General features: G+C 70.3%; 36 protein-coding genes. 15 read left to right on the top strand and 21 right to left on the bottom strand.

Annotated features, from left to right (window positions below; all coding sequences use genetic code 11):
• The 13 genes from SSOG_RS46290 to SSOG_RS46220 form a co-directional block, all read left to right on the top strand.
• On the top strand, positions 1–674 hold a 674-nt coding region (locus SSOG_RS46290; protein WP_425385486.1), incomplete at its 5' end, for a DUF6197 family protein.
• A gap of 86 nt (positions 675–760) precedes the next feature.
• Complete coding sequence (locus SSOG_RS46285; RefSeq protein WP_009721250.1) at positions 761–1,144, top strand: hypothetical protein; 384 nt, start codon at positions 761–763, stop codon at positions 1,142–1,144.
• Positions 1,141–1,743 (top strand): hypothetical protein, encoded by a 603-nt coding sequence (locus SSOG_RS47455; RefSeq protein WP_050800436.1) that lies wholly within the window; start codon positions 1,141–1,143, stop codon positions 1,741–1,743. Before SSOG_RS46285 ends, SSOG_RS47455 begins: the two co-directional genes overlap by 4 nt.
• Positions 1,740–2,336, top strand: a complete 597-nt coding sequence (locus SSOG_RS46270) for a hypothetical protein (protein ID WP_039942956.1) — start codon at positions 1,740–1,742, stop codon at positions 2,334–2,336. Before SSOG_RS47455 ends, SSOG_RS46270 begins: the two co-directional genes overlap by 4 nt.
• 2 nt (positions 2,337–2,338) lie before the next feature.
• On the top strand, positions 2,339–3,085 hold the full coding sequence (locus SSOG_RS46265; protein ID WP_050800435.1) for a hypothetical protein: 747 nt from the start codon (positions 2,339–2,341) through the stop codon (positions 3,083–3,085).
• Entirely contained in the window at positions 3,082–3,921 is an 840-nt protein-coding gene (locus SSOG_RS46260) for a hypothetical protein (protein WP_154686149.1), read from the top strand. Before SSOG_RS46265 ends, SSOG_RS46260 begins: the two co-directional genes overlap by 4 nt.
• On the top strand, positions 3,918–4,193 hold the full coding sequence (locus SSOG_RS46255; RefSeq protein WP_009721247.1) for a hypothetical protein: 276 nt from the start codon (positions 3,918–3,920) through the stop codon (positions 4,191–4,193). The genes SSOG_RS46260 and SSOG_RS46255 overlap by 4 nt, the downstream gene beginning before the upstream one ends.
• Positions 4,194–4,563: 370 nt before the next feature.
• Positions 4,564–4,956: a hypothetical protein gene (locus SSOG_RS46250; RefSeq protein WP_039942954.1), complete on the top strand. Its 393-nt coding sequence runs from the start codon at positions 4,564–4,566 to the stop codon at positions 4,954–4,956.
• 196 nt (positions 4,957–5,152) lie between these two features.
• Entirely contained in the window at positions 5,153–5,350 is a 198-nt protein-coding gene (locus tag SSOG_RS50150; protein WP_009721244.1) for a hypothetical protein, read from the top strand.
• Between the two features lie 326 nt (positions 5,351–5,676).
• Positions 5,677–5,991 (top strand): hypothetical protein, encoded by a 315-nt coding sequence (locus SSOG_RS46240; protein WP_009721242.1) that lies wholly within the window; start codon positions 5,677–5,679, stop codon positions 5,989–5,991.
• Positions 5,992–6,042: 51 nt separating this feature from the next.
• Positions 6,043–6,450 carry a hypothetical protein gene (locus SSOG_RS46235; RefSeq protein WP_009721241.1) on the top strand — a complete coding sequence of 136 codons (408 nt, stop codon included), beginning with the start codon at positions 6,043–6,045 and terminating at the stop codon, positions 6,448–6,450.
• On the top strand, positions 6,447–6,992 hold the full coding sequence (locus SSOG_RS46230) for a hypothetical protein (RefSeq protein WP_009721240.1): 546 nt from the start codon (positions 6,447–6,449) through the stop codon (positions 6,990–6,992). The genes SSOG_RS46235 and SSOG_RS46230 overlap by 4 nt, the downstream gene beginning before the upstream one ends.
• Positions 6,993–7,215: 223 nt before the next feature.
• Complete coding sequence (locus tag SSOG_RS46220) at positions 7,216–7,512, top strand: hypothetical protein (RefSeq protein ID WP_039942950.1); 297 nt, start codon at positions 7,216–7,218, stop codon at positions 7,510–7,512.
• Between the two features lie 421 nt (positions 7,513–7,933).
• Here the strand turns inward: SSOG_RS46220 and SSOG_RS46215 are convergent, their stop codons facing one another.
• Complete coding sequence (locus SSOG_RS46215; protein WP_009721238.1) at positions 7,934–8,134, bottom strand: hypothetical protein; 201 nt, start codon at positions 8,132–8,134, stop codon at positions 7,934–7,936.
• Positions 8,135–8,334: 200 nt separating this feature from the next.
• Between SSOG_RS46215 and SSOG_RS46210 the strand changes: the two genes are divergently transcribed.
• Positions 8,335–8,586: a hypothetical protein gene (locus tag SSOG_RS46210; RefSeq protein WP_009721237.1), complete on the top strand. Its 252-nt coding sequence runs from the start codon at positions 8,335–8,337 to the stop codon at positions 8,584–8,586.
• Positions 8,587–8,771: 185 nt separating this feature from the next.
• A complete protein-coding gene (locus SSOG_RS46205) occupies positions 8,772–9,035 on the top strand; it encodes a hypothetical protein (protein WP_039942949.1) in 264 nt (87 codons plus the stop codon).
• A gap of 91 nt (positions 9,036–9,126) precedes the next feature.
• On the opposite strand, the gene SSOG_RS52995 is transcribed toward SSOG_RS46205, so the two are convergent.
• From SSOG_RS52995 to SSOG_RS46105, 20 genes are all read right to left on the bottom strand, one after another.
• Positions 9,127–9,681, bottom strand: a complete 555-nt coding sequence (locus SSOG_RS52995) for a hypothetical protein (RefSeq protein WP_009721235.1) — start codon at positions 9,679–9,681, stop codon at positions 9,127–9,129.
• A 10-nt stretch (positions 9,682–9,691) separates the two neighbouring features.
• Positions 9,692–10,327: a nuclease-related domain-containing protein gene (locus SSOG_RS46195; protein ID WP_050800434.1), complete on the bottom strand. Its 636-nt coding sequence runs from the start codon at positions 10,325–10,327 to the stop codon at positions 9,692–9,694.
• Positions 10,324–10,692: a hypothetical protein gene (locus SSOG_RS46190; RefSeq protein ID WP_039942945.1), complete on the bottom strand. Its 369-nt coding sequence runs from the start codon at positions 10,690–10,692 to the stop codon at positions 10,324–10,326. The genes SSOG_RS46195 and SSOG_RS46190 overlap by 4 nt, the downstream gene beginning before the upstream one ends.
• 62 nt (positions 10,693–10,754) lie before the next feature.
• Positions 10,755–11,114, bottom strand: a complete 360-nt coding sequence (locus SSOG_RS54620) for a response regulator transcription factor (protein ID WP_039942944.1) — start codon at positions 11,112–11,114, stop codon at positions 10,755–10,757.
• Positions 11,111–11,518 carry a hypothetical protein gene (locus tag SSOG_RS54615; RefSeq protein WP_039942942.1) on the bottom strand — a complete coding sequence of 136 codons (408 nt, stop codon included), beginning with the start codon at positions 11,516–11,518 and terminating at the stop codon, positions 11,111–11,113. The genes SSOG_RS54620 and SSOG_RS54615 overlap by 4 nt, the downstream gene beginning before the upstream one ends.
• Before the next feature lie 2 nt (positions 11,519–11,520).
• Positions 11,521–11,961, bottom strand: a complete 441-nt coding sequence (locus tag SSOG_RS55255; RefSeq protein WP_009721230.1) for a hypothetical protein — start codon at positions 11,959–11,961, stop codon at positions 11,521–11,523.
• 107 nt (positions 11,962–12,068) lie between these two features.
• Entirely contained in the window at positions 12,069–12,353 is a 285-nt protein-coding gene (locus SSOG_RS46170; protein ID WP_009721229.1) for a helix-turn-helix domain-containing protein, read from the bottom strand.
• Between the two features lie 6 nt (positions 12,354–12,359).
• Entirely contained in the window at positions 12,360–12,539 is a 180-nt protein-coding gene (locus SSOG_RS46165; protein WP_009721228.1) for a hypothetical protein, read from the bottom strand.
• Between the two features lie 46 nt (positions 12,540–12,585).
• The gene (locus tag SSOG_RS46160) at positions 12,586–13,032 is read right to left on the bottom strand and encodes an XF1762 family protein (RefSeq protein ID WP_009721227.1); all 447 of its coding nucleotides are present in this window, start codon (positions 13,030–13,032) and stop codon (positions 12,586–12,588) included.
• Positions 13,033–13,126: 94 nt separating this feature from the next.
• Positions 13,127–13,363, bottom strand: a complete 237-nt coding sequence (locus tag SSOG_RS46155) for a hypothetical protein (RefSeq protein ID WP_009721226.1) — start codon at positions 13,361–13,363, stop codon at positions 13,127–13,129.
• Positions 13,364–13,438: 75 nt separating this feature from the next.
• Complete coding sequence (locus tag SSOG_RS46150; protein WP_039942941.1) at positions 13,439–13,945, bottom strand: hypothetical protein; 507 nt, start codon at positions 13,943–13,945, stop codon at positions 13,439–13,441.
• 149 nt (positions 13,946–14,094) lie between these two features.
• Entirely contained in the window at positions 14,095–14,283 is a 189-nt protein-coding gene (locus SSOG_RS46145; protein ID WP_039942940.1) for a hypothetical protein, read from the bottom strand.
• Positions 14,284–14,288: 5 nt separating this feature from the next.
• Positions 14,289–14,576 (bottom strand): hypothetical protein, encoded by a 288-nt coding sequence (locus tag SSOG_RS46140; protein WP_009721223.1) that lies wholly within the window; start codon positions 14,574–14,576, stop codon positions 14,289–14,291.
• A 145-nt stretch (positions 14,577–14,721) separates the two neighbouring features.
• The gene (gene ssb / locus SSOG_RS46135; protein WP_009721222.1) at positions 14,722–15,216 is read right to left on the bottom strand and encodes a single-stranded DNA-binding protein; all 495 of its coding nucleotides are present in this window, start codon (positions 15,214–15,216) and stop codon (positions 14,722–14,724) included.
• Positions 15,213–15,878 (bottom strand): HNH endonuclease, encoded by a 666-nt coding sequence (locus SSOG_RS47450; RefSeq protein ID WP_167542611.1) that lies wholly within the window; start codon positions 15,876–15,878, stop codon positions 15,213–15,215. The genes ssb and SSOG_RS47450 overlap by 4 nt, the downstream gene beginning before the upstream one ends.
• Positions 15,879–16,129: 251 nt before the next feature.
• On the bottom strand, positions 16,130–16,915 hold the full coding sequence (locus tag SSOG_RS46125; RefSeq protein WP_009721220.1) for a hypothetical protein: 786 nt from the start codon (positions 16,913–16,915) through the stop codon (positions 16,130–16,132).
• A complete protein-coding gene (locus SSOG_RS58830) occupies positions 16,912–17,394 on the bottom strand; it encodes a WhiB family transcriptional regulator (RefSeq protein ID WP_078510687.1) in 483 nt (160 codons plus the stop codon). Before SSOG_RS58830 ends, SSOG_RS46125 begins: the two co-directional genes overlap by 4 nt.
• 53 nt (positions 17,395–17,447) lie before the next feature.
• A complete protein-coding gene (locus tag SSOG_RS46115) occupies positions 17,448–17,963 on the bottom strand; it encodes a RusA family crossover junction endodeoxyribonuclease (protein ID WP_050800432.1) in 516 nt (171 codons plus the stop codon).
• Positions 17,960–19,039: a DUF5131 family protein gene (locus SSOG_RS46110; protein WP_009721217.1), complete on the bottom strand. Its 1,080-nt coding sequence runs from the start codon at positions 19,037–19,039 to the stop codon at positions 17,960–17,962. Before SSOG_RS46110 ends, SSOG_RS46115 begins: the two co-directional genes overlap by 4 nt.
• Complete coding sequence (locus SSOG_RS46105) at positions 19,029–19,217, bottom strand: hypothetical protein (protein WP_009721216.1); 189 nt, start codon at positions 19,215–19,217, stop codon at positions 19,029–19,031. Before SSOG_RS46105 ends, SSOG_RS46110 begins: the two co-directional genes overlap by 11 nt.
• Between the last annotated feature and the right edge of the window lie 143 nt (positions 19,218–19,360).

The following is a 19,360-nucleotide window of genomic DNA, read 5'->3' as shown; positions in this document are numbered from 1 at the left end:
CTCTCCCCCAGCCCCCCTCTCCCAGGTCGCCGAGGCGCTGCGCGGGGCCCACACCGCGATCCGCTGCTACGGCTGGGCCCCCACCGAACCCGGCCGCCGTCCGTGGCCCCGTACGGGCTAAGACCGCGATCGGCATGGGCGTCACCGGCTGGGGCTGCGGTCCACGCGTCCTCCTCAGCCCGGACGACGAGCGCGTACGCGAAGCCGCCATCGCCGCGGTCACCGCGCACCTGCGCCTCGGCGACGCGGACCGGTTCGCCGCCTGGCACGACGCCCCCGACCGCACCCAGGACGACGTCCTCGACGCATTCCAGAGGACCGCCCGCATCCTCGAGGGCTACCACCCGTCCCGCGTATTCACCCCGACCATCCAGGACATGACCGGCATCCACCTCGGCGTTGCGCTGATCCGCTACGGAGAGGACAACAGCTACCTCGCCGTCGGCCACATCGAACCGTCCCTGATGGTCGCGGCCAGCACTGCCTGCCACATCGACCTCACCGGCGAACCCCTCGCTGGAGGCACCTGGAGGCCGGACGCACTCGAGCGCAGTGTCCGGAACGAGTACGCCCTGCACTGGCGTGACGAGCGCGGTCAGCACTGGTTCGACTTCGATCCCGTCGACTGGCGCACGCCCGGCTCCGTGCCGGTCACCACCCTGACCGTCGACTGACGCCCACCACATCCCCGAGCCGGGGCAACACCCCGGGCCCGCCGAGGCAGCCTGAAACCCGCCCCACCACTTCGAGGAGACCGCCCGTGCCCCGCCGTCAAACTCTCACCCGGACCTGCACCCACACTGGCTGTACCGAACGCGGCTTCTTCGAGTACGCCAACCAGCGAGAACGCCGCAGCATCGAGAGCAAACCATGGAAGTGTGTCCGCCACACCGCGCCCAACGAGGTCCTGTCCAAGGACAGCCCCGAGCGCACGACAGTGCTCACGCTTGAGCCGTTCTACAGCCGCCCGAGCACCTACCGGCCCGAGCCCGAGATCATCGGCTACTCCTGGCGCGCAGAGCACGAAGCGAGCGGCAGCGGCTTCCGGTACGGGCCCGGTTTTCAGGTGCACGCCGAGGACTTCCCGCCTGGGACCCGTCTGATCGTCACCGCCCGCATCGAACTCCCCAAGGAGCAGCAGTGACCGGCTCCGGCACGGTGCAGGTCCCCTCGTTCTCCGGCTACGGCGGCGCCACCCTCCACCTCGCGATCGACCCCGCCGAGCACCAGCGCCGCCAGGCCGCGGGTATCGGCCCCGTCACCGGGCACGGCTTCGGCGGCCTCGACCACCTCATGGCACTCCCCGCCGGGATGCCCGTGCCCGTGGACAGCCTGACCAGGGAGCAGCAGAAGTACGTGCGCCGGGCCCCGGCCGCGATCTGCACCATCGAGGACGGCCAGGTCACCCGGCACGCCATCCGGCCCTGCCGCGTCGCCCTCGCCACCGTCCACTCCCCCTCCGCGTGCAAGACCGCCCTGGAGTCCGCGTCCCGGTTCGCGCCGTTCTGCGCGCGCCGAGTCGTCATCCGGCGGCGCACGCACTGGCCCGAATCCCTGACCGAGTTCGACTTCTACGGCATCGGCGTCTCCTTCGAGAACGGCGACGGGACATTGGAGACGCTGGTCGAGCCGGAACCGTGGATCCCGAAGCGACACACGCCGGTCGCCTGGTGGTTCGCCGAGCGCGCGTACGCCGCATACCTCGAACACGCCGCCACGAACCCCGCAGGAGCAGCAGCATGACCGGACCCACCAACCAGGCCGGCGGGGCGTCTGCGCACGCCGCGCTCCGTGACGCCGCCGACCGCATCGACCGGCGCGGCCTTGAGCTGCTGGACAGCGGCATGATGGCCGCCGCCGGGCTGCTGCGTCGCATGGCCGACGAGGCTCCGCCGTCGCCGGACTACGAGCACCCCGAGTGCGGCTTCCACTGGCACGGCCGCGACGGCATGGACATCCCGATACGGGACGGACAGCCGGTGTGCCCACGATGCGAACTGCGCAGCGTCGAGAAGCGGCTGACCCACTTCGAACGCCGATGCGTCGAACTCCGCGAAGAGTCGTTGCGGCGCGGCAAGACCGTTCTGGAGCAGAGCCAGAAGATCCGTGCGTTGAAGCGCGAGATCGACGGCGTGCGACGCCAGATGGGCGAGGAGATCCTGCGGGCCAACCAGGCAGAGGCCGAGCTGCGCCGTATGGGCGGGATGGCCGGAGAGGCCCTGCCGCCCGGCCCGGCCATCCCGCCCGGCGGCAACGCCGAGGACTGCCCACGGTGCGAGGGCACGAACCCGCCGTACCCGTTCCTCTGCCCCGGCCACCCCGCACAGGAGGCATGACCATGAGGAACCGTGACGTCTGGCAGACCAGCCAGCACCGGGACACCAGCGGACGCGTCGCCCTCCCCCACAACGGCTACCGGGAAGACGTCAAGGCAACCGTCGTCGAGGGCGCCATCGTCGTCCTCGACCGGCAACCCTGGCGCGTCCTCGAAATCCGCGAGAAGCCCGAAGACCTGTGGCCCGCCAACTACGAGACCGCGTGGCAGAAGAAAGTCACCGACTGGGTCGAGCACGAAGCCGCCCGGGCCGCCGGTGAACCCCATTACTGGGGAGCACCCCGGAAACCATGGACGATGCCCGTACGGGCCGAATGGCAGTACCGGCCCATCAACCTCGTCCTCCAGCACGCCGAGAAGCCGAACGCGAAGCCCCGCCACATCACCGCCTGCGTCAGCCGCGACTGGCAGGTGATCCCCGAGCACTACAGCGTGTGCCGCCTCTGCCGCGAACTCCCGCCGTGCCGACACCAGGAACTGGAGGACGAGGTCGCCCGCACCATGGCGGTCAGCGACCGTCTGATGGCGATCCCGCGCGGCGCCTGCCTCGGATGCGGCGAGACCATCACCTCCCGCATGAAGGCCGTCCGATTCCCGGGCCCGAACCTGTGGCGCCCGGACTGGGGCACCGATTCCGCTGTCTTCCACGCCCGCGCGCAGATCGAGTGCTCGAACGGGGTGTGGCGGTACGAGCAGCAGTGGAAGCAGCAGGGCCTCGACGTCCTCAACCCAACGATCCCGGAGGCGTGACCGTGCCCCTTCACTCCGTCCCAGCCCCGGCTGAGGAGCAGCGGCCGAAGCGGTCGTTCCCGGAGATGGTGGCCGCCATCTACGAAGACCCCCGCGTCGGCCACGAGACCCGCGAACTCCTCCTCGCCGTCGCGTACGGCTGCGACCTGGCCAAGCGGGAGGACGGCGTCAGCCCCCTGAAGGTCGCCCGGCGGAAGCTCGGCGTACACGCCGGACGGGCCCGCTACGACCGGCTCATCGCCGACGATGCTCCCCGCTACGAGCCCCCGCGCGAAGCCGCCGACTGGGGCCCGGGCGGGGCACCGGGCTGCGAGGCTCCGCGCCTGCGCCCGTACGTCTACCGGCCCCGCATCGCCGTCACCGGCGAGCCGGAAGAGACCGCGGTTCCCCTGCGCCCCTCACCCTCCCCGGTCCTGCACGCCGCCCAGGGCTTCAGCCCGCCCGCCGTCGACTACCGCAACGCCCAAGGGATCTGCGGGGCCAACTCCCACCACAGGGTGCTGGAGAAGGACCCCCGCACCGGGTGGGTCACCGCGCACTGGTTCTGCAAGCGCCACAAGGACCACGCCGACCGCGTCGCCGAGCAGGTCCGCGCGCAGAACGAGGCCGCGCCCGAGCCCATCCCCAACACAGGCGGACTCCTCCCCTGCTACTTCAAGGCCGACTGGGAGAAGGTCTACCGGCACTACCGGGGCAAGTTCTGGGAGCCGCCGTCGTACGGGCTGTGCGCCGACGACTGGCCCACGCCCGGCGAGACGCTGCCCATGCCGTCTCGGGGCCGCCTGCGCATGGTCGTCAGCGTTACCGGCCTCGAGACGGAAGGAGTCGACCAGTGACCGTTGACCCCATGGACCTCGGCGCCCAGCCCGAAGACGACGACACCACCGAAGCCGACCGCACCGCCAAGCTCGCCGACCAGCTCGCCGGGATCTACGACTACATTCGCCTCACCGAGCTGGAGAAGGACGACCCGCAGCGCGCCCAGGAGCACCGCGACGCCGCCCACGAACTCGCCGGCTGGTTCACCGGCGCGCCGAGGGAGGAACGGCCGGGCCGCGTTCTCCCGGGGCTGGGAGAAAGCCAAGGAGCGCCGGAACGAGCTGGCTGAGCGGCGGATCAGCGAACTTGAGGACCTGCTCGCCGCTGCCTCCCCGCAGAGCGACCGTACGCCGTCCCGGGCCGCGGTGTCGCGGGCCGAAGCCCGCCAAGACCCACGCTTCGAGATCGTTCTCCGGGCGGCCATGGCGCTCGACCGGTACGACGGCACCCCGGTCATCCCGCAGCCGTTGGCCAACCTCCTCGCCGCCCGCATCATGAATGCCATCCGAGCGCACGAGACCGGGAGCGCCGAGTGACCGCCGAGGCGGAGCCGGAGTTGCCGGGCGTGGACGCGTACGCCGCCCGTCTCGAGGACGTACATCGCGCCAGCACCTGGCCCGCCTACGATGAACCAGCCCGTTACGAAAGGACCCCCGCCAGTGCGCCCCAAGACTCTCCAGGACTTCCTCGTCGACCTCGCCCGCAACGACCCGCGGGCCGGGAAAGCGGCAACCCTGGCAGAGGCCGGTGACAGCAAGCGGCCGTACGGCCTGGCCGTCATGCTCGAGGGACGCGAAACCCGGTGGCAGATCAACGCCCGCTCCGCCGAGCGCGACGACTTCGACCAGCCGGAGCGCCCCGTCGAGGGCGGGCCGATCAGCATGGACGGTCCGTGGGCCGAAGGCGCGGAAGGCTGGCTCGCCCAGCTGATCGCCGGATCGGGCTCAAAGCAGATCCAGGACATCGAGCAGTGGTCCCTCCGTAACGAGCCGAAGGCCGGGCTGACCGTGAAGTGCTACAGCGGCGCCTGGCTGTACCTCCGCGCCCTGTGAAGCGGGCCCGAACAGGCGTGCGCCGTTGACGCCCCCAGCCCCATCGCGCAACGCTCGGCAGACCAACCACCGCACCGCCCGGGAGGCACCGTGTCCAAGGACCAGGTCAACGGCTACCCGCTCCTCGACGAAGAGACCGTCACCGCCTCCGACGACACCGACGACACCGACGACAACCAGGGCCAGGGGCAGGACGATGCAGAGGGATGAGACCGGCCGCCGCTGGGCCTCCGCCTACCTCCACACCCCGACGGCCCACACCCCCACGCAGCCGCTGAAGTGCCCCGACCACCCCGAGGTGCAGCTCGTACGAATCCTCGGCCGGGCATGGACCTGCCCCACCTGTGTGCGCCCCGGTCAGGACAACACGGGCGGGCAGTCGGGGCACGAGTAGACGAAGGCGTGCGGCGCGAACCGCAACGGCCGTTCCGCCGGGTCTCCGCGCCAGCGCCAGCCCGCGTCCCACAACTCCGAATGGTCCCGGTCCTCCGGCAGCAGAGCCGACCACTTACAGCGGGTACAGACGATGGACGCGGACTTCTCGCGGGCGGGCATCAGGTGGTCCTTCCAAGGTGAGGGATTCAGGCTAGCCCTAGATCCCCCTGGAACCCCTGTGGGCCCGCGTGGCGCCCCAACTCCCCTGCGCCGCACCCAGACCGCCACCATGCGACCGAAACGCGCCCTAACGCCCGTACACGCCCGTGCCGGACCATCAGAACCATGGGCGCCCTCGAGGACCAGCAGCCGGACGACGCCAGCACCGCGGCCGCCGAGACGTGCCGCGAGTGCGGGCACGCCGACCCGACCGTGCGCGACCTCGGCCTCCGCGCCCCGTACCCGCTGTGCGACCCCTGCTTCAACGACCTCGTCGCCACCCGCACCCTCGGCGGGCCACTCCCCCTCTCCCGCATCCTCGACGACGTCCTCACCGGGACCGATCCGCTCGAGGCCGGCCGTCGGTCCGACACCTGGCGCCGCAACTCGCCCGCGCCCGACGAGCCCGGCCCGAGCGCGCGCGAAGACCGCCCCGCCTAACCCACGCCGACCCGGGGCAACAACCAGGCTGATCGCGTCCAGCATGGGGGCATGGCCCCTTCCGACAGCAACCTCGTCGCCCACGCCCGCCGCGAACTCCGCCTAGTCGGCGAAGACAAGGACGTCATCGACGGCCTCTGCCGAGTCGTCCAAGCCTTCGCCGACATGGGGCACAGCGGCACCAGCGCCCACTTCGCCACCCAGTACCTCGACAAGCTCCTCCGGTACCAGCCGCTGTCCGAACTCACGGACAACCCGGACGAGTGGATCGACCGGCACGCCGAAGGCATGACGCCCACACCGATGTGGCAGTCCGTACGGAACTCGGAGGCGTTCTCCACCGACGGCGGTAAGACCTACACCCTGCTGTCCGAGCGGGAGACCGCAGGCGATATGGCCACCACGCCCCTCCACTACAGCAAGGTGCTGCCGCAGGTCGGGGAGCGTGAGCAGTCGTGACCGGCCCCACTGTGACCGACCTCCGCCGCGAACTCGCCAAGGCCGAGGACGCCCTCAGCGGTTGCCTCTTGTACCTCTCCCGCCACGCTCAGGGCAACGCCGCTCTGCACTGCTCCGAGCGCGTCATGTACTCGCCGCTGCACGCCAAGGTCGAAGCTGCGATCACGGGCATCGTGCACGCCCTGAAGCGCACCGAGCCCGATGGCGTCCTGCGGCCAGCAGTCCGGGGGCCGGTGAAGATGTACCTCGGCGGAGCCGAAATGCCCACCGCCCCGGGCACCGACAACGAGCAGCTCCAGCGACGTCTCCAGCTCGCCCACCAGGCCCGCCGCGCCAAGGAAGCCCAACTCGACGGCATCCGACGCGCGCTACTCGACGTAGGGGTCATCGAAGAGGGCGATCCGTACAGCCACGCCGACCTCGAAGACGTGATCCGGCAGAGTGGACGGGAGTGCCCATGCCCTCCGAAGTGCGGCTGCTGCAAGGTCGAGCCCGCACCGGCCGAGAGTCCCGGCACCGGGATCGACCAGGAGCAGCCGTGAACGGCCCGGCCCGGATCGCAGCCGGGATAGCCGGGTGGGCCGGGGCCGGTGTCCTCCTCGGCGCCGTGTGGATGCGCACGGTCGGGGGTGTCCCGCCGATCTGGGCCGCGGTCCTCCTGGGCGTCACGGTGTTCACCGCAGTCCGCTTCGCCCAGGGCAGGCCCTTCGCGTTCTGGCGCGACCAGCCGGTCCGCTGTCAGAGGCGTCCGCCATCATCACGGACATGAGCAACCCGGACATCCGCACCGTCTTCCATCCCGACCGGTGGCGCTACCTCACCCCGACCGAGGTGACCGCGCTCCAGGACTGGCTGGGCGCGAACGGCCTCGACCCACGCGACGTGGACCGGGCCCCGATCACCATCGAGCAGCGGGACGGGCAGCGGGTGATCCGGTACACGGCGTTCCTCCGCGCCGAGGACGGGTGCAAGTACCGGGACCCGGTGACGGACCGCACCGCGCGGGAGGAGCGCACCGTGCCGCTGCTCGTGGAGCCGCCGGAGGACTGGGCGCAGCAGTGAGCACGGGCAACGCTGTCGGCGGGCTGTGCCATGCTGACGGCAGGCCCGTTTCCCTCATGTGAGCGAGTCCGACGGCGCGTGACCGCCATGGCTCCCTCGGATCGGACGTATCACCGAGGGGCGGCCCCTGCTCGCCAACGGAGTCACGTCCCGCGGAGGACAGCCCGCCACCTACGGGTGCAGACGGGCCAGGGGCCGCACATCTCCGCACCGGGGCACCGCTGTCAGCGCCGCGTGCCACACTGAATCCGGTCCCGCCCGTCTGTCGCTGGCAACAGCGTCGCCCGGGGAGGTCCGGTATAGCCGGGCGGGACCATGGCGGTACGGCACCCCTGGGTGTCGCCCGATCGGCCGCCGCAGCTGGAGTCATGACCCAGCGGAATGCCTTGCGCCCGCCCTCCCGAGGGCGGGCGCTCGTGCATCACCACACGCCGGGCCCGCCCCCGCGCCACTCGAACAACGTCCCGTCCAGGTCCACGTCATCCGGATGCAGCCCGGCCCGGCGCAGGAACTCCAGCAGGTCCGTCACCCCGTACGCCGTGCCGAGGATTTCGCCGTTCACGCGCACCCGGCGCCCGCCGGACTCCATGGGCGGGTACACGACGACCGGGGGACGGACCATACGCCCAGCCTCCGGCGTGCCGCTTCAACTCCGACTCCGCCACCCTCTACACCGAAGCCACCCGCTGGGACGGCAACAACAACGTCTCCGTCAACCCCGTCGGTCAGTACGGACACCAGGCCCTCTACCGCACCAAGAGCGGCCGCTGGGTCCTCAACAACTGGTCGCAGTGGCAGGGCGTCGAAGAGACCTACGAGTTCGTGGACGACGCCACCGCGAAGGAGTGGCTGATCCGCAACGAGGAAGACGACGCCGTCAAGGAGTGGTTCGGCGAGTTGGAGGAGGAGTCCGGCCCGAACCTCGGCGGCCGTCCCTCCATCGGCCCGAAGGTCGAGGCCCGCCTGGACGAGGAGACGCTGCGCCGTGTGGACGAGTTCGCCGCCGGGCGCTCCCGTGCCGACGCCCTGCGCGACCTGATCGCCGCCGGACTGGACGCCCTCGAAGCCGCCTGACCCGATCGGCGCGCCGTCCCGAACCGCGTCCCCAGTCGGGCCGCCCGTGCCAGACTGCCACCAGGCCCTCGCCGCATCCCCCGTCGGCGAGGGCCCACCCACGTCACACCCCTTGACCCGCCGTCACCACCAGGCGCATCGTGACCATGCGCCACCCCCCACACCCGCACCGTGAGGGGACCGCCATGCCCGAACCCCGGTACGACGCCCGCACCATCACCAACCTCGCCGCAGAGCGCGCCCGCCGCCGCGCCCACACCGTGCCCGATGAACCCCGCAGCGAGATCGTCGACCTCGGCGGCGGCCCGCTGGAGATGCGGACCGTTCACGGCTCCGACGGGACCATCGGCACCCTGGGGTGTACGCCGGGGGCGTTCGACCACCTCACCGACGACGAGGTCATCGCGATGATGCGCGAGGCGCTGAAGGACGAGCCGGACGGCCCCTGAACGCACCAAAGAGGCCCGCCCCTGGACTCTGCCAGAGAGACGGGCCGCCACTGTGGGAAGCGCGCGACATGCCAGCCGCCACGGTACGCCGCTACCCGGGTGGGCGACAGCGTAGGAGCCGGACCGGCTGCCCGGCCGCCCTACCGTCGAGCCAGTCGTCGCCTTCGGCGAACTCCGGGCGACGTTCGGACCAGAAGGCGATAGCTTTCTCCAGATCTGGGCGGTAGCACTCGTTCCAACCGGGCTGCTTGGCCTGATTGCGCCACGACTGGCGCACACGTTCGTAGGACTCGCGGCTCAGGCTGTATCCGCTGGAGGGGTCGATGTCGTCGAGCGAATTCCCCTGGGCCACGCAGAGAGCGATCCGGGCGTCCGCCAGCGAAGTCATACGATCTGCGATCTGCTCGGGCGTCAGCTTCGCCCGCTCTTCTCGGTAGAGAGCACCCGCCCGTATCCGGGCCGCAGCAATTCTGCGCAGCGCGCGGCTATCAGGCTGCGCCACGGACCGGCGAGGAGGCTGCGGAGTGGGGCCGGATGCGTGCGGGCGTTCTGCCCGAGGGGGCGGGGGTTTGCCGTAGTCAGACAGATCGCGGATGACGTCCGTCTGGTTGCGCGTCCCTACGGGAAGTTCCAGCTGGATGGACACGCTTCCTCTTTCACTCGACATACCGGGGCAGCTTCACGTTTGCGCGCAGCGCCATCCTCCGGGCCGCAGCCGGATCCGGGCGGCCGGTGTTCCCGCGCAGCAGCTCCACCAGCCGCCCCGCAGGCACCACCGGAACACCGCGCAGCACGAACCCGCCGCCGTCCACGGGAGCGGTGTGCACGACAATCAGCGGCGTCACCGCGGCGCCAAGGGCCCGGCCGACGCACTCAGCCTCGGCCAGCACGGTCTTGATCTGACGGTCCTTGTCGACGTCGCCGTGCACCAGCCGACCGCGAACCACCCGGACGAGGCCGCGAGCGCGTCCGCGAGCGTTCCACATCTTCGAGTCCACCAGGAACACCCGGCCCGACGGGGCGACCACCACATGGTCCGCGTTCGCCCGGCCCAGGCCCGGTATCCGCCGGTCGTCGAAACACACCCAGCCCTCCGCGCGCAGCGGGGCGAGCATCGCGGTGGTCCACTGCTCCCCCACCACCCCGGCTTCCCAGCAGCGCGCTTCGGCCGCGAGGCGGGCGCCCTGGCGGTCCATGCCCAGCAGGGCCAGGAACCGGCGCTTCAGCCCCCGCGGCACGGCCTGGGCACGTAACGCCGCGGCCTTCTGCCCGGCTGATGCGCCCGCGCTCACGACACCTCCCGAGCAGACTGCTCGGCAGTGGACTCGGCCGCCGACGCCGCCTCGTACTCCGGCTCCGGCGGATCCTCGCCAGGCGTACCGGCCGGCCCCGTGACGGTGTGCCGCCCACCAGGCCACCGACGGGGCTCCTCGGCGGTGGTGCGCTCCATGTACTGGCGCGCAGCCCCGGGCCCCTCAGTCTCCTCCATCAGGTGGATCGCGGCGTGGAGGAAGCCCGCAGCCATGCCGGAGTGCGCGATGCGGCCCTCGTCAGTGCGTGATAGGGCGGCGCACTCCTGGTGGTGGGCCCGTTCCTTCTCGAGACGGGCCAGCAGGCGCTGGTACGGGGGCGGGGCAGGTTCGGTGGGCTGGATCATGCGGATCCTTACGGTGGGTAGTTGCTCGGCCCGGGCCTGGAGATCACAAACCCGGTTTTTCGTCACGCTGCGTTCTTGCTGGCCCGTCGTTCGGCCTCTGCGGCCGCGTTCCCGGCCAGACACCGCCAGCACGCGGGCTCCTTCCGACGCCAGTGCCGCATGTACGCCGCACGGTCCCCGCAGCCCGGCCGCTCCGTGATGAGGCGCCGCCGGTGCGCCACATCCACGGCCTGGGCTGCCGACGCGGCGCCGAGCTTCATCAGGATCTGCTTGTTGATTGAGCCGACCCCGCCGATGGTGATGCCGAGGGCGTCGCCGATCTGCCGCCATGACTGCCCGGCCGCGATGCGGCGCAGCATGTCGAGCTGGCGGGCGGTGAGCGGGGAGCCCTCGACGGGCTTCCAGTCGGTCACGGCGGTCACCGGCCAGACTCCGGGCTCGGCTGCACGCCCAGGTGCTCCTTCTCCCAGCGGTCCGTGAACTCCTTCGCCTGCACCGCGTCCGCCTGGGCGTCCATCAACCACCGCTCCAGAACCTCGGGGCTCTTCGCGACGTGCTGCGCTGTCCAGTCCGTGTGCTCCAATGCGTCCGGGCCGTCGCCGAGCGGCCCCTGGAACCACTCGGCGACCTCGGCGGCCTTGCCGGGGTCCACCTGCATCAGGGCGTGCAGGGCGCGCGCGAACCCGGCGGCCATCACTCCGGTGTTGGCCTGCCATCCCATGGCTCCCGGGTGCTTCGGCAGCGGGCTGGCGTGGGTGCGCATGTGGATCTCGGCCAGCTCGACGAGGAGTTGCTGAGGGCTCTGGGGCTTGGTCGTGTCGGTCATGGTCAGTTCTCCTTCGAGGTGTCGGGGTTGAGCCAGTGGAGGAGGCGCCCGCCAGGCTGCGGTACGTCCACGGGGTCCGGGGACGGAGCCGTGGGCGGCGGCGGGGGCTCCGGGGTCCACAGGGACACCCACACCCCGCCCGTACGCCACACCACCGCGACACGACCCGGCTCGGCCAGATCCATGAAGGGCCGCAGATCACCCGCGTAGCCCTGAACGAGCATGTTCTTGTCCGCGAACGAACGCAGCTGCTCGACCGGACAGGGGCCGTCGACACGGCCGGACAGTATGAGCTGGCCGTCCGGTGCGGTGGCGACGGGCTCCCATGCGGTGATGACCGCGTGGGCGAAGCCGTGGAGTCGGGCGTGCTGGGCCCAGGTGAACTCGGCGTCGTCACGTATGGCCGCGAAAGACGGGGTGAGGGCGGTGATGGGCGTGGTCATGCGGACGGGTTCTCCTTCGGGGCGCGGTTAGCGGTTGATGAGGCAGGCGGTGGCGGTGACGGCGGCGATTCCGGCCGCGGTGACCAGCCAGGGGATGAGGGCGCGCATCAGGCGGCCTCGTTCTCGGCGTCGCCGCGGAGCGCGGCGAGGAGGCGGGCGCGGTTCTCTGCGGCCTGCGCCGGGCTAGTCGGCATGCGCTCGGGCCGGTAATCCCGGACGCGGCCGATGGGCAGCTCTTCGGCGAGGAGGCGCTTGATCGGATCGGACGGGGGGAGCCGCAGGGCGTGGCGGACACGGCTGACCGTGTTGCGGTGGCAGCCCAGCCGGTGCGCGATGTGCTCGTCGGTGTGGCCTTCGCGGATCAGGTTGGCGATGTCGGCACGGACCTTCATGACGCCTCACGGTCCCAACGTGCCGTGCGCGGCGCGCAGGATCTCCACGAACTGCCTCGTGGCGTCGTGAGGGAACCGGCCCTCGTCCGGAGCAAGGTCCGCGAGAACATCGGCAATCTCGGCGGCGTCGATCTCGACGTGGATGCGCTTCTCGCCGGTGCGGCGGTTCATATAGACGCGGTCCATGAGGTTCCTTTCCAGATCAAGGGGCGGGCTTCGGATGCGGATGGCGCTACGACGCCGCCTCCCACAGAGTTCGCGGCATGTGCTCGCTGCCGTTCGCCTTCCGAGGCCTGCTCGGGACGCTCCAGCCAGGACGTGCGGGGCGCTGCGCGACGACGCGCCATCCAGCTGCGCGGAGGCTCGCGCCGGTCTCGTCCGCTTGGGTGTAGGTGATGAGTCGCGTGTAGCCGAGGGCTTTCGTGGCCCTCCAGGCGGCGGCGTACAGCATCGAGTTGGCGTTGGGGGTGCCGTCTGTTGCGGTTCGGTTGACCTCGAGGGTCTGACCGTTGCGGACATGCGGGCACGGGCCAATGATGGCGACGCCGCGGAGAACGCCCTCTTCGTCGGCTACTGCGGTGCAGAACTTGCAGCCCACGGGCGGGAGGTTGTGGCGGTGCCACATGGCGACGAAGGCGGCAGCGTCGCGGAAGCGTATGGGGACCAAGTGGAGCTTCACGGCATACCTCCGGTCCGGGGCACGGGGTGGGGTGGCCGCCCGTCCGGCTGCGATCGGCCGGGCGGCCCGTACATGGCGGGGGTGTGGGGTCGAGTCAGAACGGGGGGCCACTGGCCTTCAACCGCTGGAGACGGCGCTCCACGATGCGACGCCGGATGCGCCAGTAGCGGGTGCAGTCCTCGGTCAGGCAGTCGCCGCACAGTGAGATGCCGTCGTCGTCGCGGGTCGTGGTGGCGTGGTATTCGAACGGCGGGGCGGCAAGAGCGGCCAGGCGGTCGGCCCGGCGCTGCAGCATGCGCTGCTTGATCTGCGGCTGACTGGGTGTGGGCATGGCGGTGCACCTCTCGGGCTGTGGTGGGGGGGGTGCGGGGCCGCGCCCCGCAGGGGGAGGCGGGGCGCGGCGGTCTCAGGCGCTCAGCAAGGCGTCGGTCGTCCACTCGCCGCCCGGAACGGAACGGCGCAGCAGAGCCTCCGGCATCCGCCGGCGCTCCGGGTGCTCCTGGTACTCGCGCACCATGTAGCCGACGAGCGTTTCCCGACGCTCCTGCGTCTCGCAGGTGATGACGTAGCCGTCGGTGCAGCGAATGCCCCACAGGCGCGCGTCCTCCTTGCGCTGCCGGGCCTCGTCCACGTGGTCGTTGTGCAGGTCGCACGCGGCGTCGCCGCCGACCTCCTCCACCCACGCGTCGACCAGCGGCCGGTGCGCGGAGTACAGCCCACGCAGTCCCTCGGAGCTGGCGGCGGAACGCTTCAGGTTCTCGGACTCGAACTCGGGCCCGTAGTTCTCGACGGCGTAGCTGTACCCTTCGCGGTCGACCTTGGAGGCGAACGCCTCGAACTCGAGGAAGTCGTAGCGGGACATGCTGGCCTGGGCGGCGTACTTGTCAGTGATGTCGGTCTGGGCGTTGGTCACGGTGTGATTCCTTTCGATGGGTGTTTCAGGCATGGCAGTTCCTCGGCGCGGTGGTGAGGCGGTGGTGGTGGGGCCGCGCCCCGCGGGGGACGGGGCGCGACCCCGGGGATGGCCGCCGACCGAGCCGGCTGGAGGACGGCGGCCAGGTCTCAGGCGGCCTGGACGCGGTAGTCGCGCGGGCAGTACCCGGCGTAGGCGTGCTCGGCGGCGTGCCGTTCGGCTACCTCGGTCCGGAGCCGGGCGCTGGCCGCCTCGGCCTCTTCGGGGGCGACGACGACCAGGTATCCGTCGGTGACGGCGTCATAGCCGTTCGGATCCACGAGGCGAAGCTCGGGCATCGGGCTCACGCCTCGACGATCGCGTCAGCGAAGTCCAGGTACACCTGGTCATCCATCCACTTCCGGATCGCGCGAATCTCACGACGCCGGACGACCGGGGTCATCTCGCGGACGCGCCCGTTGGCCTGCTTACCGTTCGGCTTCAGGACGATGTTGCCGAGCACGTCCTCGGAAGCGTCGACCCAGATCGGGACGTACCGCTGCCACCAGTCGAGGGGACGCGGGAAGCCGGTCTTGGGCTTCAGGGACGCGTCGATTCGGATCTTCGACTGGTTCAAAACGATGGAATGCATGTCCCCGCCCTTGCTCTACTGCTTCGTTGTCGGCTCTTCGAGCATAGCCCAATTATAGATACACGCGCAACTATTTTTCGTGAGGGGGAACAGCAAAGGACCCGACCCCACACCAGGAGCCGGGCCCACGACCACGCGCACCGGATCAGAACGGCGGCTCGTCACCACCCCAGCCGCCACCGCCACCCTGCGGCGCCCCAGACGCCCACGGATCCCCCTCCGGTACCCGCTGCGCCCCACCACGGCCCTGCCGGGACTCCTGACGCCCACCGCCGCCCGAGCCGGCCTTCGACACCTTCGCCGTCGCCGCCCGAAGCGACGGACCAATGTGCTCCACCACCACCGAGATCTTCGACCGCTTCTGACCCGTCTGCCGGTCCTCCCACGACTCCTGCTTCGCCCGGCCGACCAGCACCACCTCGGTGCCCTTGACCAGCGACTCCACGCAGTTCTCGGCCAGTTGCTTGAACGCCACGCAGTCCCAGTAGGTGACGTCCACGTCTTCCCACTCCTGCGTGTTCTGGTTCTTCGTCCTGCGGGACGACACCACAGTGAAGCGGGCGACCGCTGTTCCCGAGGCGCTGTACCGAAGTTCGGCGTCGGCGGTCAGGCGGCCCACGATGGGCACGGTTGCACTCATGCTGCTCTCCTAGTCAGGTTTCGTGCATAGCTGGGCGAGATTCCATAGACGGCGGCCAGCTCCTTCGCGCTGGCTCCAGCCGCACGGCGTGCGCGCATCTCAGCGCGCTGGGCCTGAGACAGCTTCGGCACCCTCTTGATACCGACCGGGCCGCCCGCGTACTTCCACATGCGACCTCGGGTGATATTGCTGAGGTGGCCAGGCCGTATGCCGAACTCGGCGGCTAAGGCAGCGGCGGTCTCCCCGGCGAAGTAGCGAGTCCTTATCTCCACCACCTGGGCCTCGCTCAGCAGCGCGTTGTGCTTCCCCACGCCTCGCGGATTGCGAGCCCGGCCAACCATGTCGGCGCCGTTCTGCCTGGGCGTGCCGTAGTACAGATGGGCGGGGTTACAGCACGGCGGGTTGTCGCAGCGGTGGCAGCAGTACATGCCAGCTGGGCGGCGGATTCCGGTGGCCAGCTCCAGGGCTATGGCGTGCGCTGACTCGCGCTTACGCTCGGCCGAGAACCAGAACATCCCGTGGCCGTAGCCACCGTGAGCGCCCAGCCACGGCCAGCACTCATCGGAGCCGCCCTTCTGGACTCGCTGCCAGAAGCGCTCGTCGATCGAGAGGCGGCTGGCGCCGGGACGGGCTGGCGGTCTCTGATCCTTCGGCGTGCTCAAGCGCCACTGCTGGTAGTGGTTGCGGCACATCCCTCGAGCGACGAATGGAGCGTCGCAGTCTGGGCGGTCGCAGGTGTCGTTGGGCTTCCGCTTTCGTAGCGGTCGACGCGGAGCTGTAGAGTCCACGACTAGCCCTCCTTCCGGTGATGCGGATGGCAGGGTCAGGGGCCGCCTTGGTGCTTCCAACACCAGCGGCCCCGAACCACTATTATCGCAGGTCAAGCGGTATTTGTTGCCCCTTTTCGGGAAGCTCAACTGGCCTTCGCGAACCCGGCTGTGCCGCCGTTGAACAGCACCCGCGACGCTTCCGACGCCCGGCTGCTCTTCTTCGCACGCAGAGGGCCCCCGTACTGCGAGTAGTGCACACCGCGAACGATGTCCCCCACCGACTTCGGGTTCACGTTGAACGCCAGACCGATCTCCATGTCCGTGTCACCGCGCGCGGCACGCTCCCGCATCTCGATGACCGCCGACTCCGACAACCGCACCGGCAGCGTGGGCAGCACATCGTCCGGGAAGTCCTCACCGCGGGCGGCAGCGGCCTTCCGCTCCCGCGAGATGAACGTGAGCGTCGTACCGGACTTCACCCCGGACAGCGCGTCCAGGTCCCGGTACTCCATGCCACGCCGGAAGCCCTCGAGGATCGCCTCGACCCGCTCACGCCGATTCAGCTCAACCCGGAAGCCCCTGAGCCACCGGTCCACCTTCACCAGATCGACCCCGTCCCAGTCGGCCTCGGCCTCAGTCTCCTCGGCGACGGCCCGAAGGGTGGTCTTGTCGTTCCAGTCCGGGACGATCTGCTGCCCGTGCTCGTTGAAGTCGAGCCAGCCGAGGACCGCGCCCATCGGCCGGTCCGGGTCGACCATGCCCGCGAGGACGATGATGAGGGCGTTGCGCTGCGCATCGCCCAGCCCTTCCAGGGCCGCCTGCACGTCTTCCGGGCCTCCGTCGCCGTGGACGAGTACGGCCAGGTTCGCCGCCACCGGCAGCATCGCCTCGGCCAGGTCACCGCGGTCCGTCGCGCTCAACGTCGTCACGCCGCCACCCCCGTCTTCTCCGCTTCCAGGGCACGCAGCACGTTGTGCACGGTCTGCGTGTTCGTGCCCAGCTCGACCGCGATCTCGTTTACCGACCGGTTCGCGGCCTTGAGCGCCAGGAACTCCGGGCGTCGGTCCCGCAGGATCTGCACCCACGCCCGCTCCGGATTCCCAGCCGACCACCGCCGCGTCCTCTTCAGCAGCCGCCGACGCTCGTCCTCGTCCATGCCGCCGATGACGCCGTTCATCTCCCGGTTGTCGAGCGCCCAGCCGAGGCACTGCTGCACTACGGGGCAGGCACGGCAGATGGCTTTGGCCTTCCTGATCTGGACCAGGTAGGGGCCGGTTTTGCCTGCGGGGTGGAACAGGTCGGGGTCCTCGGTGCGGCATGCGCCGAGGGTCCGCCAGTCCCGCCCCTGTGTTGACGCAGCGTTACCGTTGTTGCTGGGTGTGACGGCCACTCCTATAGAGCGGCCCATCCCACCCGCCTTCCGGGACCGTGCGTTACGGGGCGTGAGGGCAGATGTGGCGGTCACGAGACGGCTCCTGTCAGGGTGTAGAGGCGGATGACGGCACCCGGCTGGTCGAGGGCATCCGGGTGCTCCCCGGGGTAGACCTTCCGGTTGTGGTTCTCGATGACGCGCCCGTCGTCCTCCCACGCCTTGGCGGTGGTGATGGCGTCGTACGTGGCGCGTTCCAGCTTGTCGATGTCGGGGCTGACGGCCGGGTAGGTGCGGCGGCGCTTGGGGCGGCTGCCGGGCTTGGCCATGGTGAAGGTGATCTCGGCGTACACGGCGCCGTGTAAGGGCTTGGCGTCGCCGCGGAGGATGGCGGCGGTGATGGCGGCGCTCACCTTGTCGCGCCAGGGCTTGACCTTGGCCGAGGACTCCTTCATGAGGGGGATGTTCTTGCCAGTCTTGCGGCTCCTCCCCCACCCGACGGGGCTCTTGCTGCCTTGGGGTCCGGCGGTGCCGTAGACGGCGATGGCGAGGGCGGGAACGGGGTCCCAGTCGTAGGCACCGGTCTGCACGGGGATGGTGGTGGTCATCGGGTCACCTCGGGGAACTCGTCCCAGGTGCGCCCGTCCAACTCGCGCCCCGCCTCCTTCTTGCCGTAGCGACGGACCACTACAGAGCCCTGCTGGTCCTCGTCGCGGTTCCAGCCGAACCAAGGACGCCCGCACAACTCACCGTTGACGTTCAAGATCTGGACGCGGTCGTCGTCGGTGACGTACTCGTGCATCGACTTCAACGAGGCCCACTCGCCGTGCTGCTTGTGCAGGTAGGCGACGCCTGCTTCCTGGCACTGGTCGCGGATGGTCCGGAACCAGTCGGGGTGGGCGGGTCGTGCGCCGTGGCCAGACTCGCCGCCGGTGATGACCCAGTCGATTCGGGGGCCGGTGACGATTGCCGGGCTGTGCATGGTCAGGCCGGTGGGGGTGGTGCGCTCGGGCCCAGGTGCCGGGCGGCCGGTGAGCCAGTACGTCAGTTTGGGTCGGCCGCGTCCCGGGACGATCGGCCCGTCCAGGTCGACCGGTCCGAGTAGGGGTTCGCAGCTGAGGAACCGTACGGCGGCGGGGGTGTCGATGAGGGCGGGGATGCGGAGGTCGGCGCGCTTCTGGTCCTCGACGCTCACCCCCAACCAGACGTTCGGCAGGGGCCATCCAGCCTTGGGCAACGGCCAGGAGCGGCGCGTCAGCTTCGGGTCGGCGAACGGCGGGAAGTGCAGCAGTTCGTGATCGACCTGCTTCTCGAAAGTCGGATCGCCGATCAGCGACCGCATTCGGCCGTGCCGCTTCGTCAGCACCTGGTACGTGTGTTGCGGCGTGAGCGCCATGACCGCGAAGACGCGGGCGATGTAGTCGACCGGGATGTCCTTGTGGAAGAGGTCGGACATCGAGTTCACGAACACGCGCTTCGGCTTCCGCCAGCGCAGCGGCAACGTCAGCCGCTCGGGTCGGAGGGTGATGTCGAAGCCGTTCTCGAAGTGGTGGCCGGGGATGCCGCGCCAGCGCTCGGCGAAGGTCTCTGCGTAGCACCGGTCACAGCCGGGCGAGACCTTGTCGCAACCGGTGACGACGTTCCAGGTGGCGTCCGTCCATTCGATCTTCGTGTCACTGGCCATGGGGCTGGTTCTCCTGTCGGGGTGCGGGTAATCCGAGGTGTGCGGCGAGGGCTGTGCGGGTGAGGGCGTCGTGTGCGGGGTCGTGGATGAAGGCGGTGGTGCGGGCGCGGAAGCCGCGCAGCTCCTTGACTTCGTCCTCCAGGCTTCGGATCGCGGCCTGGTACTGCTGCTCGGTCACTGGGGGTGCCCGGTGGGTTGGTCGGCGGCGATCGGGCAGTGGGCGAGGAGGTCGTGGCGGAAGGCGGTCAGGTCGTCGGCGGTGTCGACGCGGCGGGTGTGGCCGTGCGCCTGGGGGCAGCGGGCGAGGGCGGTGAGGGTGCC

The organism is Streptomyces himastatinicus ATCC 53653 (assembly GCF_000158915.1).
Lineage (GTDB): Bacteria > Actinomycetota > Actinomycetes > Streptomycetales > Streptomycetaceae > Streptomyces > Streptomyces himastatinicus.
Note: the sequence above shows the minus strand (reverse complement) of the source record. Positions and strands in the feature narration are given on the sequence as shown.

Bases quoted from the DNA above. Each gene is read 5' to 3' on its own strand.
- SSOG_RS46220 (WP_039942950.1), top strand. From the start codon at position 7,216: ATGAGCAACCCGGACATCCGCACCGTCTTCCATCCCGACCGGTGGCGC.
- SSOG_RS55255 (WP_009721230.1), bottom strand. From the start codon at position 11,961: ATGACCACGCCCATCACCGCCCTCACCCCGTCTTTCGCGGCCATACGT.
- SSOG_RS46270 (WP_039942956.1), top strand. From the start codon at position 1,740: ATGACCGGACCCACCAACCAGGCCGGCGGGGCGTCTGCGCACGCCGCG.
- SSOG_RS46140 (WP_009721223.1), bottom strand. From the start codon at position 14,576: ATGCATTCCATCGTTTTGAACCAGTCGAAGATCCGAATCGACGCGTCC.
- SSOG_RS54615 (WP_039942942.1), bottom strand. From the start codon at position 11,518: ATGACCGACACGACCAAGCCCCAGAGCCCTCAGCAACTCCTCGTCGAG.
- SSOG_RS46145 (WP_039942940.1), bottom strand. From the start codon at position 14,283: ATGCCCGAGCTTCGCCTCGTGGATCCGAACGGCTATGACGCCGTCACC.
- SSOG_RS46215 (WP_009721238.1), bottom strand. From the start codon at position 8,134: ATGGTCCGTCCCCCGGTCGTCGTGTACCCGCCCATGGAGTCCGGCGGG.
- SSOG_RS46165 (WP_009721228.1), bottom strand. From the start codon at position 12,539: ATGGACCGCGTCTATATGAACCGCCGCACCGGCGAGAAGCGCATCCAC.
- SSOG_RS46170 (WP_009721229.1), bottom strand. From the start codon at position 12,353: ATGAAGGTCCGTGCCGACATCGCCAACCTGATCCGCGAAGGCCACACC.
- SSOG_RS46205 (WP_039942949.1), top strand. From the start codon at position 8,772: ATGCCCGAACCCCGGTACGACGCCCGCACCATCACCAACCTCGCCGCA.
- SSOG_RS46155 (WP_009721226.1), bottom strand. From the start codon at position 13,363: ATGCCCACACCCAGTCAGCCGCAGATCAAGCAGCGCATGCTGCAGCGC.
- SSOG_RS46240 (WP_009721242.1), top strand. From the start codon at position 5,677: ATGGGCGCCCTCGAGGACCAGCAGCCGGACGACGCCAGCACCGCGGCC.
- SSOG_RS46110 (WP_009721217.1), bottom strand. From the start codon at position 19,039: ATGGCCAGTGACACGAAGATCGAATGGACGGACGCCACCTGGAACGTC.
- SSOG_RS46190 (WP_039942945.1), bottom strand. From the start codon at position 10,692: ATGATCCAGCCCACCGAACCTGCCCCGCCCCCGTACCAGCGCCTGCTG.
- SSOG_RS46265 (WP_050800435.1), top strand. From the start codon at position 2,339: ATGAGGAACCGTGACGTCTGGCAGACCAGCCAGCACCGGGACACCAGC.
- ssb (WP_009721222.1), bottom strand. From the start codon at position 15,216: ATGAGTGCAACCGTGCCCATCGTGGGCCGCCTGACCGCCGACGCCGAA.
- SSOG_RS50150 (WP_009721244.1), top strand. From the start codon at position 5,153: ATGCAGAGGGATGAGACCGGCCGCCGCTGGGCCTCCGCCTACCTCCAC.
- SSOG_RS46115 (WP_050800432.1), bottom strand. From the start codon at position 17,963: ATGACCACCACCATCCCCGTGCAGACCGGTGCCTACGACTGGGACCCC.
- SSOG_RS58830 (WP_078510687.1), bottom strand. From the start codon at position 17,394: ATGGGCCGCTCTATAGGAGTGGCCGTCACACCCAGCAACAACGGTAAC.
- SSOG_RS46235 (WP_009721241.1), top strand. From the start codon at position 6,043: ATGGCCCCTTCCGACAGCAACCTCGTCGCCCACGCCCGCCGCGAACTC.